This window comes from Polynucleobacter campilacus (assembly GCF_002206625.1).
In the GTDB taxonomy this organism is placed as follows: domain Bacteria; phylum Pseudomonadota; class Gammaproteobacteria; order Burkholderiales; family Burkholderiaceae; genus Polynucleobacter; species Polynucleobacter campilacus.
On record NZ_NGUP01000001.1, the window covers coordinates 292,659 to 308,516 of the forward strand.

Consider the following 15,858-nt stretch of genomic DNA (forward strand, 5'->3'; position numbering starts at 1 on the left):
ATTTAATCTAGCTTTGCACCAGATTTTTTAACTACCTCACTCCAGCGGACGATTTCTTGATTGATATAGCTTGCCAGTTCAGGGCGGGTCATTTTAGGAACACTCGCACCCAATCCAGCCCAGCGCTCTTTGATCTCGGGGGAGGCTAGCGCGATCTGAACTTCATTGCTCATTTTTTCTACGATATCTTTTGGTGTACCTTTAATCGCCCACATGGCGTACCAGCTAGAGACGATAAAGCCAGAGATACCCAACTCTTGAGCGGTTGGTACATTCGGAAAGGCCTCGCTACGTTTATTACTGGCCACTGCTACTGCGATTAGTTGACCACTCTTAATAAATGGTGCTGCACCTGCCAAGGTATCAAACATCATATCCACCTGGCCTGCAACCAAGTCTTGCAGTGCAGGACCGGTACCACGATAAGGAATATGAGTAATGAATAATTTGTTTTGCATCTTAAACAGTTCACCCGCTAAATGCTGTGAAGTGCCATTACCAGTCGATGCGTAGTTATATTTCCCTGGGCTCTTGCGTATTGCTTCCATGATCGACTTCAAATCATTTTTAGGAAATTTTGTTGGGTTAACAACGATGACATGAGGAACGCTACCAATAATGGCAATTGGTTCAAAATCTTTAGTAATGTCATAGGGTAGGTTGACATACATACTTGGCGCAATAGAGTGATGCACCGCCCCCAAGAGCCAGGTGTAACCATCTGGTGCCATTTTTGCCGCAGCTGCAGCGCCCAAAGTGCCTCCTGCACCACCGCGATTATCGACCACGATTGAGTCATTTAATTGGGTAGAAAGTTGCTTGGCTAGAGGGCGCCCAAAGGCGTCCACAGCCCCGCCAGGGGGGAAGGGGTTGATAAAGGTGATTGGCTTATTCGGGGATGGCCAGGCGCTAGTCTGAGCGGCAGCCGACACTGAAAGGGTACTGGCAAGCAGCAAAAATAGTAAATTTCTGAGCATTTTGGGCGTCTCCAACAGGATTTTTGTTATTTAATCATTTTGGCTGAAATGCTGTTTCTAAGCGTTATCCCTGATAAAAAAGGCCATTTCTGAGTGTTTTTATGGGGATATACTGATTTCGTTGTAGGTATGAATATTTATTTGATAACGGGAGACATGATGTCACAACACGATACATTGTTAGCTGCTTTTGAAACATATCAAGCTGAAAACGAAAAATTCATTGGAAAAGGTATTAAGGCATCTGCAGCGCGTGCTCGTAAGGCGTTGCAAGAAATTGCTGGCGCATGCAAAGAGCGTCGCAAAGAAATCACCGCTACAAAAGAGGCGATGGAAGCTAAGAAGTAATTCTCAAACACATTCATCCCTAAGCCTAGCCTTGACCAGCTAGGCTTTTTTATTTGTGCACTACCGTACATTATGAATACAACGCAGTTTATTGAGTTGTTGCAGCAGGAAGGCTACCCCGATCCAGTTGAGGTAAGACAAACACCTAATGGCTCGCTAGGTGAGCACACTCATCCATTCACAGTGAAAGCTTTAGTGATCGATGGAAGTATCGATATCACAATTCAGGGTAATCGAAAAACGTACTCCATTGGAGACGTATTTCAGCTTGAATTTGAAGAGCCCCATTCAGAGAGCTATGGAGCTACTGGAGTGATCTATTTAGCTTCAAGAAATCACTAAAGGTTTCTCTTGTCGCTTGCTCATCTGGCCAATGACGCGTGCGCCCAAGAAGTGATGTTGATTAAAGATATCTAAGACTTCTTGCACACATTCAGGGGCGCAAGAAACCAGTAAGCCACCACTCGTTTGCGGATCGGTCAATAAAGCCAGTTGTGCTGGCGTAAAGTTAGCAGGAATGCCAACATCAGATCCATAGCTTTCCCAATTACGACCAGAGGCGCCAGTAATTACTCCATCGTTAGCCAATGTCTCTACATTAGAAAGCAGTGGAACCTGGCTCCAATCAATATGTGCAGTGCAGTTTGAGCCTCTTGCTAATTCCAACATGTGACCTGCCAATCCAAATCCAGTGACATCCGTTAAGGCATGGACGCCTTCTAGCTTTGCTAAGTCAGGGCCTGCAGCATTGAGCTTTGTAGTATTGGAAATCATCTCCCGATAACCATCAGGGCCTAGTATGTCCTTTTTCAGAGCTGCTGAGAGAATGCCTACGCCAAGTGGCTTGCCTAATATCAACACATCCCCAGGCTTCGCGCTAGCGTTACTCTTGACTCTCTTGGGGTCTACTAAGCCAATTGCCACCAATCCATAAATCGGCTCAACCGAATCAATGGTGTGACCACCCGCAATCGGAATGCCAGCGCTCCGACAGACTTCAGAGCCACCTTCTAGAATTCGGGCAATGGTCTTATTGGATAAAACCTTAATTGGCATACCTACTAAGGCCAGCGCAAATAAAGGTGTGCCGCCCATAGCATAGATATCGCTGATGGCATTGGTTGCTGCAATTCTCCCAAAATCAAATGGATCATCCACGATTGGCATAAAGAAATCTATTGTGGCTACGATTGCTTGAGACTCATTAATTTGATAGACCGCAGCATCATCAGAGGTCTCAATACCAATGAGTAATTCTTGAGGAAAGGGTAGCTGCGGAACATTCTTGAGGATTTCAGAAAGAACGCCTGGCGCAATCTTGCAGCCACAGCCGCCACCATGAGATAGGGAAGTCAGACGAGGTTCAGTAGTTTGAATATCTTGGGTCATGAAAATATTTTATATCCGAAGAAGTTCTATCGATTAAAGCTACGTTTGGGAGGGTTGCCATGCTTAGCTGGAGGGCGAGCAGATCCGCCACCATTGCCAGCAGCTTTAGGCTTTCTAGATTGTTGGTGCTGTTGGCTACGTAGCTGAATGGGTTGAGCAACAGCGTTAGGATCCGGCTCGAATCCCGCAATGATCTCTTGAGGCAATTTTTGTTTAATTAGTTTTTCAATATCCCTGAGCATTTGATGTTCATCAACGCAAACCAAAGAGACCGCGACACCATTAGAACCTGCGCGACCAGTACGTCCGATCCGATGGACATAATCTTCTGATATGTTTGGTAAGTCGTAGTTCACCACATGGGGCAGTTGATCAATATCGATACCGCGCGCAGCAATATCGGTTGCTACAAGCGCAGTTAGCTTGCCTGCCTTGAAATCTGCTAAGGCCTTTGTTCTCGCACTTTGACTCTTATTTCCATGAATGGCCATACTAGTGATTCCATCCTTTTCTAATTGCGTCACCAGTTTGTTAGCACCATGTTTGGTGCGAGTAAATACTAATACTTGCTTCCAGTCATTGGTTTTAATCAGATGGGCGAGCAAAGGATGTTTCTTAGTTCTGTCTACAGGATGAATCAGCTGAGCAATCGCTTCATTCGTACTATTACTTCGAGCCACTTCAATTAATGCTGGTGAATTGAGTAAGCCATCTGCCAAGGCCTTAATCTCAGTAGAGAAGGTTGCTGAGAATAAGAGATTTTGTCGTTGCTTAGGTAGAGCGGCTAGGATCTTTTTAATATCGCGTAAGAAACCCATATCAAGCATGCGATCGGCTTCATCCAAAACCAGAATCTCAATATGATTGAGTGAGACACATTTTTGTGACATCAAATCTAGCAAACGTCCTGGTGTAGCAACCAAAATATCTAAGCCACTAGCAATCGCTTTAATTTGTGGATTAGCGCCTACGCCGCCAAAGATCACAGTTGACTTAAGCCCAGTATATTTGCCATAAGTCTCAACAGACTCTTGAACTTGGGCTGCTAGTTCGCGAGTAGGAGTCAAAATCAGTACGCGTAAGACGCGCTTGCCTGCGCTTGCTTTTGTGGAGCTAAGGCGTTGCAAAATGGGGAGCGTAAAGCCTGCTGTTTTGCCTGTACCGGTTTGTGCTGCTGCTAGGAGGTCTCCACCTTGAAGAACTGCGGGAATCGATTTAGCTTGAATCGGTGTGGGGCTGGTATAGCCTTCTTCAGCAATAGCGCGAAGAATGGGTTCTGATAAACCAAGATCTGTAAATAACATAAGGGCCAATAAAGTATTGACCCGTATTTAATTAAAAGACTATCCCGGTCAATGGGGTGAGCTGCTACGCTAGAACGTTTGCAGTAAGAGTCCTTATTTTAAGTCATTAACCTTATTTCGCTAAAAATAGCCAGTCAGGCAGTGCTTTGGGCTTGAGGGTGACGGTATCCACACAAACGATATTAATTAAAGCACTCACGATGAGTTCCATCTCAGCCTCATTACCATCCTGAGATTTTCTTTTTGCTGTCTGCTTCACACTGACTTGGGCTCTGCTGCGGCGCTCTATGATCTGATCAATCTGCAGTAGATCGTCCAAGTAGGCGGGCTTATGAAAATCCATCTGCAGATCTCGGACGGGAAGCAGTATTCCAAAGTCCTTAATTAGTTTGGTTGGGCTTAAGTCGAACTGAGCCAACCACTCTGCACGACTGCGCTCAAATATATCCAAATAGCGCGCGTGATACACGAGGCCAGCAGCATCAGTATCGGAGTAACACACACGATGGATATATGGAAAAGAAGAGTGGGCAGTGCTCATAAGTGAAAGGTGATTATTGAGGCAATAAGAGCATCATATTACGATGGGGAATGCCTGCTTCATCATAGACTGGTCCTTCCGCTATAAAACCGAGCTTTGCATAAAAAGGAATTGCTGAGACTTGAGAGTGCAGTATCAAGGTTAAAACTCCTTCTGCTTTTGCTAGAGCGATCAAGTGACTCAAGATGGCCTTACCAATGCCTCGGTTTCGGAAGGCGCTTAAGACGGCCATGCGACCAATTTGCGCATGATGGCTATTTAGGGCAACCAATCGCGCGGTGCCGACACATAAAACCCCTTCATAAGCCAAAGCATGCTTAGAAGTAGTGTCATGCTCATCTAATTCCATATCCTCAGGTACCCCTTGCTCTTGTATGAATACCTTCTGTCGTATCAAGTAAGCCTCCTCAGAGGCCTCCTGCCAGGGTTTAATGAGAATTTCTAAGGGATTCAAAGGGTTTGGCAATTAATAGTAAGTTTTAGTAGGGGTATAGGTTTAATTTACCAAATAAGCGCAGGAAACTACATATAGCGTGGTTACAATGATTTGTGATCCTACTTTGGATTCGCCTCAATCCCTTTACTTACCTAGGAGTTATTTTGAAAAAATCGTTACTGACTGGTTTATTTGCCGCAGCTGGACTTGCTTTTGCAAGCGCTACTTTTGCTCAGGCACCTGCAAAAATGTTGCCATTGGCAGCGGAAGTGATTGTACTTACTGCAACTGTTGATTCTGTTGATGTGAAAAAGCGTATTGTTGTATTAAAAGATGCTAATGGTAATTTGGCACAGATGAATGTTGCTAAATCAGTCAATGATTTAGATAAAGTTAAAAAGGGCGACATATTTGTAGTTGAGCATGCCCAAGCGATTGCTGTTGGTTTAACAGCTGCAGGTAAAGATGCTAAGCCTGGTGTTTCTGGTGTGCGTTCTCTAACGGTTGCAGGCAAGGGCTCTGCTAAGCCATTTGAAGAAATTACCGACACTGTTTATGCAACTGTGAAAATCTCAACAATCGATGCAAAAACACGTATCGTGACTTTCACATTGCCAAGCGGTGAGAAGCAAAAGGTGAAAGTTGATCAAGCTGTTCTGGGTCTTGAGAAATTTAAAGCTGGTGATGACGTCATGGTTGAGTTTGTTGACGATACAGCCATTGGCTTTGTAACACCTAAGAAGTAACAAACTACTCTGGCCAAGTGCCAGAAGCTAGTAAAAAGCCCGCAGATGCGGGCTTTTTCTTTGGCTGCTACTTCTTAGCATTTGGAAAGAAGAGCTGCTCACCCCCAATTTGGTAGCTCGCAATCACGTCTTGACCATTCTTAGAGAGCAACCAATCAATAAAGGCTTGTCCCTCGGCTTTTTTCACATGAGGATACTTCACTGGATTAACTAACATCACGCCATATTGATTAAAGAGCCTAGGATCGCCTTGTACTAGTATGACTAAGTCACCACGATTCTTAAAGCTCAGCCAAGTTGCGCGGTCTGCCAGAATATAACCATTCATAGCGGACGCAGTATTGAGAGCAGGGCCCATACCGGAGCCTGTTTCTTTATACCAAGCTTGAGTTGGCGACACTGTAATGCCTGCACCTTTCCAATAACGCAACTCAGCTGCATGTGTGCCACTCTTATCGCCACGAGAGACAAAAGGAGCTTGTGCAGTAGAGATTTTCTGAAGAGCTGCCTGAATATCTTTGCCGCCACCCACTTTTGCGGGATCTGACTTAGGTCCAATCAGTACGAAGTCGTTGTACATCACTTCATTGCGTTTGGTTGCGAAGCCTTCTTCAACAAATTTTTCTTCAGCTGGCTTGTCATGGACGAATACGACATCGGCATCTCCACGACGACCAATATCGAGTGCCTGACCAGTTCCCACCGCAACAACCTTGACATTAATACCGGTCTTCATCTTGAAGATGGGAAGCATAAATTCAAATAGGCCAGATTGCTCGGTAGAGGTGGTGGAGGAAATCACAATACTTTTTTCTTGGGCAATAGCAGGCGATGCTAAAAAGACGGCATTAGTTAAGACAATTGCCAGCAATCGGGTAGATATAAATTTCATTAATACTTTCAGGCTGTTGCAATAAAGATTGCAGATATTTTAAGGTGCATTTCGCTTATTTTAGTCCTACTTGGCTTGATATACACTGGAGCTGAGCTCCTTCTTTTGGAATTGAATTGCGTCAATTTATTTTATCCTTCCTGTTGATCTTCTCGCAGAGCATTTTTGCTCAGCAGACTACTGTCGCCGTTGCCGCTAATATGAAGGATGCTTTCACTGAGATTAATAGTGCATTTAAAGCCGCAGGTAATTCCGATATCCGGATTGTGTATGGGTCTTCTGGAAACTTCACTGCGCAGATCATTAATGGCGCACCATTTCACTTATTTATTTCTGCTGATGAGCAATTTCCAATTGAGCTCTCTAAAAAAGGAAAGACGATTGATGAAGGTGTTGTGTACGCTATCGGCAAGTTAGCCATCATCTCAAAGAACTCTGCTGGAATGACTTTGAGTAATGATAAGACTGAGCTGATGAAAGCAATCAACAAGGCTAATAAGATTGCTATTGCTAAGCCTGAGTTAGCTCCTTATGGCAAGGCAGCCATTGAGTACTTAAAGGCGGAAGGGCTCTGGGATATTGCTAAAGATAAATTGATCTATGGGGACAATATTGGTATTGCAACCATGTACGTAGTAACGGGTGCAGCGGATTTAGGTTTTACTGCACTCTCTTTAGCGAAGTCTACAGAAGTTGCCAAAGAGACCCGCTTTATTCTGGTCAACAGCAAACTCTATAAGCCAATTAAGCAGAGGATGGTTTTAATCAAAGGCGCTCCTCGAGAGGCTACAACGCTTTATCAGTTCATGCAAAGCCCTACAGCCAAATCTATTCTTCAGAAGTATGGCTATAGCTCTCCTTAACTTAAGCCTGGCCCACAGTAGTTTTTCTCAATTTAAGCTATATTCTTATACATCTGACTATTGAAGGAGATGTTTCCATGAAACACAAGTCTAATTTATTTTTACTAACCAGTTTCTTGGCTATTTTTCTTTCTGGCACAGCTTTTGCTCAATCTGGTGAGGCCACATACAAACAAGTCTGTATGAGTTGCCATGGAGCTGGCGTTCTGAATGCACCTAAGCTTGGTGATAAGGCAAAGTGGGCGCCACTCATTGCTGAGGGGCAAGTCACCCTTACTGCACATGGTTATGTTGGCGTTCGTTCAATGCCTGCTAAAGGGGGTAATCCTAATTTAAGTATCGAAGGATTTGCTGATGCCCTGGTTTATATGGTGAATAACTCAGGTGGTAACTGGAAGTCGCCAAATGCCCAAACCATTGCAGCGATTAATAAAGAAGTGGAAGCTCGTAAAGCAGGGCTAAACAAGAAGCAGTAAACAAACTGAGCACCAAGGATGACCCTTGGTGCTCAATATCATTAGTCAGTCTGCTTTAATTCCAGCATCTTTAATAACCTTGCCCCACATATTCAATTCTCTTTGAATACGCTTGGCAGAATCGGCGGGTGTTAGGTAGTTCACATATACACCAGCAGCCAACATGCGCTCTTGTACATCTGGGCGCTGCAAAATGACTTTGATATCAGTATTGAGTTTATCAATAATGGGTTTTGGTGTACCTGCAGGAGCCAAAATTCCGAACATACTCACGACATCAAAGTTTGGCAAGCCAGTGGCTTCAGTGACGGTAGGCACGTCAGGCAATTGGGGCACACGTTTAGCAGTAGTTACCGCTAGAGCTCTTAATTGGCCACCCTGAATAAATTGCAGTGCTGCAGGCACTGTCTCAGACATGCTGAGTACTTGACCGCCAACCAGGTCTGTCATTGCAGGGCCACTTCCCTTGTAGGGCACGTGTAAAAGGTCTAAACCCAATTGCGCGCGGAACATTTCCATCGCTAGACGTTGCGGTGCACCTGCGCCCGAAGATGCAAAGGTGAGCTTGCCTGAGTTAGCTTTTGCATAAGCAATAAATTCCTTCATATTCTTCACGGGAACAGAAGGGTTAACAACAAATACTAGTGGCACTACGCCAACTACACCAACGGGTGTGAAATCTTTTTCTAGGTTGTACTTAATGCCATCTTTATTCAGATTAGTATTAATGGCGTGTGATGTGAGTGCGCCCATGAGCAATGTGTAACCATCGGCTGGAGACTTAGCAACCATATCCGCGCCAATATTGCCACTATCTCCTGAGCGATTATCGGGCACCACTTGTTGACCTAATGATTTGGATAGCTCTTGCGCCATGATGCGGCCAATCACGTCAGTCGCACCTCCTGGAGGGAAAGGGATGACTATACGAATTTGCTTGTCTGGGTAGTTCTTAGTGGCTGCATCGCCTTGGGCATAGGTATTGCCTAAAATAGCGGTCGCGCAAAGCGTAATTAATAAGGATTTTTGGATTAGTTGTCTCATGGCTTATTTTGAATATAGGTTTGTATGGCAAGTTTGTATTATGACCAGAATTGGAGTTCCTGCGCTAGATCAATGAATGTTTCATTTCATTAATTACAATAGATTCATGAACCTTGAGCCCCACCAGATTGAAGTCATTGGTTATTGTGCCGCATTCTTGACCACGCTCGCCTTTTTGCCTCAGGCAATACAGTCCTGGAAGACTCGGGATTTATCAGGCGTATCTCTGGGCATGTACTCCCTATTTACCGCTGGGGTAGGGCTCTGGCTAATTTATGGCCTCATTATTGAGAAGTGGCCCCTGATACTGGCGAATGCTTTGACCTTTGCTTTGGCTCTGAGTATCTTGGCATTGAAATTGCGTCATACTTCTAAACATCGAAAATAAACACTAATCCGGGGCATCCCACAGAAAGGGTTTTATGAGTTCAGCATTTGTGATTGATCCACCAGCAGTGATATCTTTGCCAGTTACTGGTGATACTCGTCGTTTTGCAGTAAATCGTATTTACTGTGTTGGTCGCAACTATGCAGATCATGCGCGTGAAATGGGTCATGATCCGGATCGTGAGCCACCATTCTTCTTTATGAAGCCAGCCAACTCTATCGTGACTGATGGCAAAGACATGGCCTATCCAAATTTATCCAAAGATGTGCATCATGAAATTGAAATGGTAGTTGCGATTGGTAAAGGCGGTGCCAATATTTCTGCTGATAAAGCCCTAGATCATGTTTATGGTTATGGCGTTGGCTTGGATATGACTAGGCGTGATTTACAAGGTGAAGCCAAGAAAATGGGCCGCCCTTGGGATACCGGCAAGGCATTTGATCAAGCAGCTCCTTGCGGAGTGATTACTCCAGTAAGCAAATGCGGTCATCCAACCAAAGGCGCTGTCAAACTATTGGTCAATGGTGAGGTGCGCCAAGAGGGTGATTTAAACCAATTAATCTGGAATGTGCCTGACACTATTGCTTATCTCTCTACCTTGTTTACTTTAGAACCAGGCGACTTAATCTACTCAGGTACTCCAGCTGGTGTTGGCCCAGTCAAGAAGGGTGATGTGCTTGAGGGAAGTGTTGAAGGTTTAGTTAATTTAAATACTAAAGTTATTTAGCCCTTCTAATTTAGTTCCTTAGCGACTTCCTGCGCTAGAATTCTTTTATGTATATGTTCCTGCCTTTTCTGACAGCATTGATCGGGCTGATTTTGGTCTGGTTTGAAAAACGTCTTGCTGGCTTAATCCTATTAGCGCTTACTGTTGGGCTTCTGGCTGTTTGGTTCTACTTTCATGCAAGTACCCATCTCAATATCAGCTTATGAGTAAGACTTCTTTTTCTTCACTAGCTGCGCTTGGTAATCAACTGGCATTACTTGCGGTAATCAGTGTCTTGTCGTATGCCTTTGTTGATCAACTTTATTTTGGCGAACTACCTTGTCCATTATGTCTAATGCAACGCATCGGGTTTGTCATCATTGGCTTTGCCTTGGTTCTCAATATTCGCTGTGGCGCCCTTGCGGCACATTATGGCTGGGGCATCATTGGTGGCTTAGTGGGAATGATGGTTTCTTTGCGTCAAGTGCTGCTACACATCTTGCCTGGCGATAAGGGATTTGGCGCAACCTTTTTGGAATTGCATTTTTATACCTGGGCCATCGTGGGTTACGTGGGGCTATTACTAGGCTTTGCAATTTTATTGATGTTGCCTAATCGCGATGTGCGTTCTCGGTCTATGTTTGCCAATACTTTAGTGATCATTTTTATCCTACTGGTAGCTGGTAATTTGATATCTACGCTACTCGAGTGCGGTATCGGTCCATGCGCTGATGATCCTATTAAATATGAGGGTTGGCTTTGGTTACGAAACCGATTTGGTTTTTAACTAAGCTAATGATGTTATTTTCCAGGCTCATGAAAAGCCTCTTCGTTCTTTTGTTTGTTTGGCTTGGTGTATCTAATGCCTATTCACAAACAAAGACGACTTGGCCCAAGCAGGCAATTCGGATCATTGTGACCTTTACACCTGGCGGTGCGCCCGATATCCTAGCGCGCGTCTTGGCTGAAAATTGGCAGCAAACTCTTGGTGTCCCAGTGCTCGTTGAAAATCGTCCTGGCTATGGCGGCAATATCGGGGCAGATTTGGTTGCTAAGAGTGATCCTGACGGCTACACCTTGCTGATTGGTACCGTAGGTATTCATGCGATCAATGGAGCTCTTTATGACAAGATGTCTTTTGATCCTGTGAAAGATTTCACGCCGATTAGTTTCTTGGCAAGCACTCCCAATGTATTGATCGTCAATAAACAGCTGGGCGTTAGCAATGTTCACGAGTTGATTGAGCTTGCAAAAGCTAAGCCAAATCAATTGACCTTTGGTTCTTCAGGCGTGGGTACTTCATTACATATGTCCGGTGAGTTGTTTAAAGAAATGGCTGGAATTAATATTCGCCATATTCCCTATAAAGGGCGCAATCAGTCATTGCCAGATCTAGTCAGCGGGCGGATATCGATGCTCTTTGATAATCTATCTTCTTCATTGCCATTAATTAAAGCAGGGGAGGTGCAGGCTTTGGGCGTCACGACATTAAAACGCTCGCCTGCTGCCCCAGAAATTCCAACTTTGGCCGAGCAGGGTTTGCCAGGTTTTGAAGCAGTTTCGTGGTTTTCTTTGATGGCCCCAGCAAATTTGCCGCCAGCCATTCAAATGCGGCTTAATCAGTTGACTAAACAGGCTTTGGAAAACTCAGATATTAAAAATAGACTCTTGGCCGGTGGTCTGGATCCCGCCCCCGGTAGCCCTGAGGACCTTTCTAAATTGATTACAAGAGAGTCCCGCAAGTGGAGTAGAGTGGTTCAGCAGTCAGGCGCCAAAGCAGAGCCATAATTTCTGATTTTCTTGTCAGCCTGGAGTGGCTACAAAGCGTTATATCCCTATGGCACAGTCCAGGCGCTACAAATCCAATATATTCGATTGAAAATCATTCATCACACCCTTTTTAATCGACCTAATTTGCTTAAATTTTCAGCATTAGACTTTTCTAAATCCGGAGCATTTTTCTCCATGATTGCAGCCTACCTATTGGTCGGGTGTGCAACTCAGACTCAACAAATGAAAATGAATGAGTCTAAGGAGCAATTCAAAAATGGGAATATGCAGACTACAGCTGCCACGATTCAGGGCGTATTTAAAGATAAAAATACCCTGTATTACTTGGAGCTTGGTCAGGTCCAGCGACTGCAAGGCGCAACCCAAATTCCCAATAGCACGCAGAATTTATTGGCAGCAGATCAATTGGTTGAACAATGGGAAATTGTGACTAGCGATAAGCTCAAGCGCTCCTTGACGGATGTGAGTTCATACATCTTGTCCGAAGGCTTAAGTAGTAATTACGATCCAAAGCCATATGAGGTCAGCCTCTTAAGTCAGACAATTGCATTAAATCATTTATCACAAGGCCGCTGGAACGATGCCATGGTTGAGGCAAAAAAAATGGCGCAACGAGAAAAGGTGATTGAGGAACTGATTCAAAGAAAAGTGGCAGCGGTATCAAGAGTTGAGCAGCAGCAGCAAAATAACCAGAACACCAGAGGTGCTACGAGTCGTATTCAAGATATTGGCGGGTATCCAATTAATTTATTGGATGATGAGGAGACTCGTAGCCTTAAGAATTCGTATCAAAATCCTGCTGCCTACTATTTATCCGGTTTTATTCATGAATCCCAGGGAGAAGCTAGCTTGGCTGCCCCGGGATATCGATTGGCAATTGAATTGCGACCATCGGTGAATTTTTTTAAGACCAGCATTGCAAAGCTAGACTCTAATATTGCCAATCAAGCTAAAAAAACTTTTGCAGACACCTTAATCATTATTGATACGGGTTATATGCCTAAAATTAGTCCTTATCAAATTAGTCAGACAATCAACTTTGGGGGTAACTCAAAAGTAGTCACTCTCACTTTTCCTGTAATCGAAAAATCGAGTGATCGCTTTACTCCAAATTTTGTACAACTTGGCGATCGCGCAGCAAATCTTGAGTTAGTAAGCAATATCGACGCCATGGCCAGGAAGAATCTCAAGGATGAGATGCCGGGCTATGTTTTAAGGGCAAGCACTAGAGCCCTTGTATCTTTAGCGGCACAGTTTGCGGCAGATCAAGCTGCGCAACAATCGGCTAAAAGAAATAACCAAAACAATCAAAATAATAATGCAGCAATTATTGGTGCGATCGCAGGAATGATCACTGGCTATGGCTTGCAAGCGATTAATGTGACCGATGTGCGACATTGGTCTACTTTACCAGCCCAAACGTATATGGCTAGAATGGGCTTGCCAATTGGGTCTAGCGTTCTTAAATTTACCCTGCCATCTGGAGTGACGCAAACCCAAACTATTAATCTGCTTGGCGGCTATAACGTAGTCTACATTCGCATGTTCAGAAATAGCGCAACGGTATTAACATCTAATGATCCAGCAGCGCTTCCTCCTAAGCCACAAGTTCTGGCGCCACAAACAATTGCTAATCCTGTGGCCGTAGTACCTAAGGTAAGCTCGGAGGAGGTGAAGCCAAAAGACGGTGCCTTTGATGGATTTAAGAAACTGTTCAGTTTTGGGGGCGCAAAGTCAGAGGAGCTAGTCACACCGTCAGAAACTATATCTACAGATGTGCCACAAGCTATCAGTCCCACAACTAGCCCCGCAAGCGGTAATATGGATGGGTTGAAGCCCTATGAGCCACCCAATTTACTCAATAGCCTTCAGCAGCTTTTTAATTAGGAAAGACCGAGAATGAAAAAATACCTATTGATCTTATTGGCAGTTTTTACTCTAGCTGCTTGTAGCTCAACACCTTCCATGAAAGAGATGACGGTGCGTATGGGCGACACTGACAGTATTCAGATTGCCGATATGCGTAGCCTAATGCGTAACGGCGTGCTGACAGCGCAGGTAACCATTCAGAACGATAGCAAATCCAACTTAGTTTCTTATCGCTTTAAATGGATTGGCAAGAATGGCATGACCGTAACTGATGAAGAGGCTTGGAAGCCAGTGACAATCGGTAAAGGCCAGTCGACCGTTATCATGGGTATCGCGCCAACACCAGATGCCACCGATTTTCGCTTTGAGTTAAATCAATATAAGTAAACCCTAGAGTAAATTTAATAGCTAATTGAAAAATGATCATGAAAATACACACTAAAACTATCTACTTATCCATATTTGCGCTGTCTACAGTTTTATTGGCAGCTTGCTCAGGTCCGCAAGTGCGCTATGGCGATGCTAAGGCTGTTGAGACAGTCAATGCTAACTATGGCTCAACCGATCTGCAAATGATTGCTGAGGCGATGACACGATCACTCTTGCAATCAAAAGCAATCTCGGGAAGTAAGGATGCCCCGATTGTGACTTTGGCAGATGTGAAGAACAAGACCTCTGAATATATTGATACTCGCGTGATCACCGATAAAATCCGCACGCAGCTCACAAAGAGTGGTCAAGTACGCTTTGCAGTGAGTGTTACCGAAATGCAAAACCAAACTGATGAGTTAAAGCGTCAGAATCAGTCAGGCTTATATAAGAACAGTACGATTGCTAAAACTGGCAATATGCAGGGCGCTCAGTACCGCATTGAAGGCTCAATTGCATCTATCGTGAAAAATACGAAAGACGTGAAGGATGTCTACTACGTCTTTAACTTAAATCTCATTAATAACGAATCAGGCTTGCTGGAGTGGGCTGATGAAAAAGAGATTCGCAAGACTGCAACCCGCTAATGAAGGATGTTAATTAATGTCATTACTTAAAAGAACGTTTCTAGTTTGTGCGGGAGTTGGCCTAGTCTTATTGACTGGCTGCGCCTCTAAACCGCCTGCAGTAGCTCCAGAGCAAGCGATTGTTGGGAGGGTGCCAGCTGATCCACCGAAGAACCCAGTGATTAATGCTGAGACTCTTAAAGCTGAATCTAAGTCAATCGCAGTGACGGATATTTACTTTAAAAAAGAAGGTAAGAATTTAGTCTTTATTGAAGAGACTAGAACAACTACTGGCAATAGTATCTCCTCTACGATAGTACCTAAGATGATTGAAGTAGATGCCGATAAAGCCAATGCTTCTGCTCTGACTGGCGGCCCAAACTCATCTGCGTTTCCAGTGAAGTTTACCGATTTGTCTGATCCGAAGTCTACCGCTCCAGGCACTTCTCCGGTAATAACCCCCGTAGATCCTCAGACTTCTAGCAATAGCTCTAATACTCAAGCACAGAGTTCCAAGAAGTCAGGCTATGAGAGCAAGATGGAATATGGCGAGCTTCGTTACTTAGCTAACCCTATCCGTGGTTTACTGATTAAATCAGGCTACAAAGTTGTGCAGGCTAAGTCAACAGCAGCGATGCCAAACCAAGGTGATGAGTATTTTGATATCGTCAAGCGGATTAAAGCGGGCGATTTTGGTGACGCAGATTATGTTCTCTATGGTGTTTTAGCTGAAGTCTCCAATACAGATAATGTGGCAGATATTCCTGGAACTAGATCTAGCTCACATCAGATGACGCTTGAGGTAACGGTAGACTTTAATATTGTTGACGCTAAGACAAGCCAAATCGTAGCCTCCTTTATCGCTTCTGGAGAAGGAAAAGATGTCCAAATCGATGGTAGAGATACCGCTTATAAGCCAAGTGCGGCAAAGTTAATGAAGTTAGCATCTCTAGATTTAGCAGAAGATGTGCGTAAGAACTTAGCAGCTCAGAATTTCATTACTAATAATCCAGGATCAGCTGGATATGAGCGCAATCTCAAGCGCCGTATCGAAGACGATGCTTCTACTTTAAAAGTCTATAAGTAAGAAGTC

21 protein-coding genes are annotated in these 15,858 nt (G+C 44.3%); 14 read left to right on the forward strand and 7 right to left on the reverse strand.

What is annotated here, in order from left to right; translation table 11 throughout:
- Positions 1–2 precede the first annotated feature (2 nt).
- Positions 3–977, reverse strand: coding sequence for a Bug family tripartite tricarboxylate transporter substrate binding protein (locus CBI31_RS01520; protein ID WP_088524654.1), 975 nt, complete (start codon positions 975–977; stop codon positions 3–5).
- Positions 978–1,133: 156 nt separating this feature from the next.
- Here CBI31_RS01520 and CBI31_RS01525 point away from each other — a divergent pair, with 156 nt between their 5' ends.
- Positions 1,134–1,325: a hypothetical protein gene (locus CBI31_RS01525; RefSeq protein ID WP_240553642.1), complete on the forward strand. Its 192-nt coding sequence runs from the start codon at positions 1,134–1,136 to the stop codon at positions 1,323–1,325.
- Positions 1,326–1,397: 72 nt separating this feature from the next.
- Complete coding sequence (locus CBI31_RS01530) at positions 1,398–1,667, forward strand: cupin domain-containing protein (protein ID WP_088524655.1); 270 nt, start codon at positions 1,398–1,400, stop codon at positions 1,665–1,667.
- On the opposite strand, the gene selD is transcribed toward CBI31_RS01530, so the two are convergent.
- The 4 genes from selD to CBI31_RS01550 form a co-directional block, all read right to left on the reverse strand.
- Positions 1,653–2,714: a selenide, water dikinase SelD gene (gene selD / locus CBI31_RS01535; protein WP_088524656.1), complete on the reverse strand. Its 1,062-nt coding sequence runs from the start codon at positions 2,712–2,714 to the stop codon at positions 1,653–1,655. The two genes, CBI31_RS01530 and selD, sit on opposite strands and share 15 nt — an antisense overlap.
- Positions 2,715–2,740: 26 nt before the next feature.
- On the reverse strand, positions 2,741–4,018 hold the full coding sequence (locus CBI31_RS01540; protein WP_088524657.1) for a DEAD/DEAH box helicase: 1,278 nt from the start codon (positions 4,016–4,018) through the stop codon (positions 2,741–2,743).
- 112 nt (positions 4,019–4,130) lie between these two features.
- The gene (locus tag CBI31_RS01545; protein WP_088524658.1) at positions 4,131–4,559 is read right to left on the reverse strand and encodes a YbgC/FadM family acyl-CoA thioesterase; all 429 of its coding nucleotides are present in this window, start codon (positions 4,557–4,559) and stop codon (positions 4,131–4,133) included.
- Between the two features lie 13 nt (positions 4,560–4,572).
- Positions 4,573–4,956: a GNAT family N-acetyltransferase gene (locus CBI31_RS01550; protein WP_240553644.1), complete on the reverse strand. Its 384-nt coding sequence runs from the start codon at positions 4,954–4,956 to the stop codon at positions 4,573–4,575.
- A 203-nt stretch (positions 4,957–5,159) separates the two neighbouring features.
- On the opposite strand from CBI31_RS01550, the gene CBI31_RS01555 reads away from it, so the two are divergent.
- A complete protein-coding gene (locus tag CBI31_RS01555; RefSeq protein ID WP_088524660.1) occupies positions 5,160–5,741 on the forward strand; it encodes a hypothetical protein in 582 nt (193 codons plus the stop codon).
- 67 nt (positions 5,742–5,808) lie between these two features.
- Here CBI31_RS01555 and CBI31_RS01560 read toward each other — a convergent pair whose 3' ends face one another.
- On the reverse strand, positions 5,809–6,633 hold the full coding sequence (locus CBI31_RS01560; protein WP_088524661.1) for an ABC transporter substrate-binding protein: 825 nt from the start codon (positions 6,631–6,633) through the stop codon (positions 5,809–5,811).
- A 116-nt stretch (positions 6,634–6,749) separates the two neighbouring features.
- Between CBI31_RS01560 and modA the strand changes: the two genes are divergently transcribed.
- Positions 6,750–7,496, forward strand: a complete 747-nt coding sequence (gene modA, locus CBI31_RS01565; protein ID WP_240553645.1) for a molybdate ABC transporter substrate-binding protein — start codon at positions 6,750–6,752, stop codon at positions 7,494–7,496.
- Positions 7,497–7,573: 77 nt separating this feature from the next.
- A complete protein-coding gene (locus CBI31_RS01570) occupies positions 7,574–7,972 on the forward strand; it encodes a c-type cytochrome (RefSeq protein ID WP_088524663.1) in 399 nt (132 codons plus the stop codon).
- Between the two features lie 45 nt (positions 7,973–8,017).
- Here the strand turns inward: CBI31_RS01570 and CBI31_RS01575 are convergent, their stop codons facing one another.
- Positions 8,018–9,016 (reverse strand): Bug family tripartite tricarboxylate transporter substrate binding protein, encoded by a 999-nt coding sequence (locus tag CBI31_RS01575; RefSeq protein ID WP_088524664.1) that lies wholly within the window; start codon positions 9,014–9,016, stop codon positions 8,018–8,020.
- Between the two features lie 106 nt (positions 9,017–9,122).
- Between CBI31_RS01575 and CBI31_RS01580 the strand changes: the two genes are divergently transcribed.
- The 9 genes from CBI31_RS01580 to CBI31_RS01615 all read left to right on the forward strand — a co-directional run bounded on the left by CBI31_RS01580 (position 9,123) and on the right by CBI31_RS01615 (position 15,852).
- Positions 9,123–9,404 (forward strand): SemiSWEET transporter, encoded by a 282-nt coding sequence (locus CBI31_RS01580; protein WP_088524943.1) that lies wholly within the window; start codon positions 9,123–9,125, stop codon positions 9,402–9,404.
- A 34-nt stretch (positions 9,405–9,438) separates the two neighbouring features.
- Positions 9,439–10,131, forward strand: a complete 693-nt coding sequence (locus CBI31_RS01585) for a fumarylacetoacetate hydrolase family protein (protein WP_088524665.1) — start codon at positions 9,439–9,441, stop codon at positions 10,129–10,131.
- Positions 10,132–10,178: 47 nt separating this feature from the next.
- Complete coding sequence (locus tag CBI31_RS10390; RefSeq protein WP_169709846.1) at positions 10,179–10,337, forward strand: DUF5993 family protein; 159 nt, start codon at positions 10,179–10,181, stop codon at positions 10,335–10,337.
- Entirely contained in the window at positions 10,334–10,897 is a 564-nt protein-coding gene (locus CBI31_RS01590; protein ID WP_088524666.1) for a disulfide bond formation protein B, read from the forward strand. Before CBI31_RS10390 ends, CBI31_RS01590 begins: the two co-directional genes overlap by 4 nt.
- Before the next feature lie 29 nt (positions 10,898–10,926).
- Positions 10,927–11,898: a tripartite tricarboxylate transporter substrate binding protein gene (locus tag CBI31_RS01595; protein WP_240553647.1), complete on the forward strand. Its 972-nt coding sequence runs from the start codon at positions 10,927–10,929 to the stop codon at positions 11,896–11,898.
- Positions 11,899–12,165: 267 nt separating this feature from the next.
- On the forward strand, positions 12,166–13,788 hold the full coding sequence (locus CBI31_RS01600) for a COG3014 family protein (protein WP_240553649.1): 1,623 nt from the start codon (positions 12,166–12,168) through the stop codon (positions 13,786–13,788).
- Positions 13,789–13,800: 12 nt separating this feature from the next.
- A complete protein-coding gene (locus CBI31_RS01605) occupies positions 13,801–14,157 on the forward strand; it encodes a YcfL family putative periplasmic lipoprotein (protein WP_088524668.1) in 357 nt (118 codons plus the stop codon).
- A gap of 38 nt (positions 14,158–14,195) precedes the next feature.
- Entirely contained in the window at positions 14,196–14,786 is a 591-nt protein-coding gene (lpoB, locus tag CBI31_RS01610) for a penicillin-binding protein activator LpoB (protein WP_088524945.1), read from the forward strand.
- A gap of 16 nt (positions 14,787–14,802) precedes the next feature.
- Positions 14,803–15,852: a hypothetical protein gene (locus tag CBI31_RS01615; protein WP_088524669.1), complete on the forward strand. Its 1,050-nt coding sequence runs from the start codon at positions 14,803–14,805 to the stop codon at positions 15,850–15,852.
- Positions 15,853–15,858 lie beyond the last annotated feature (6 nt).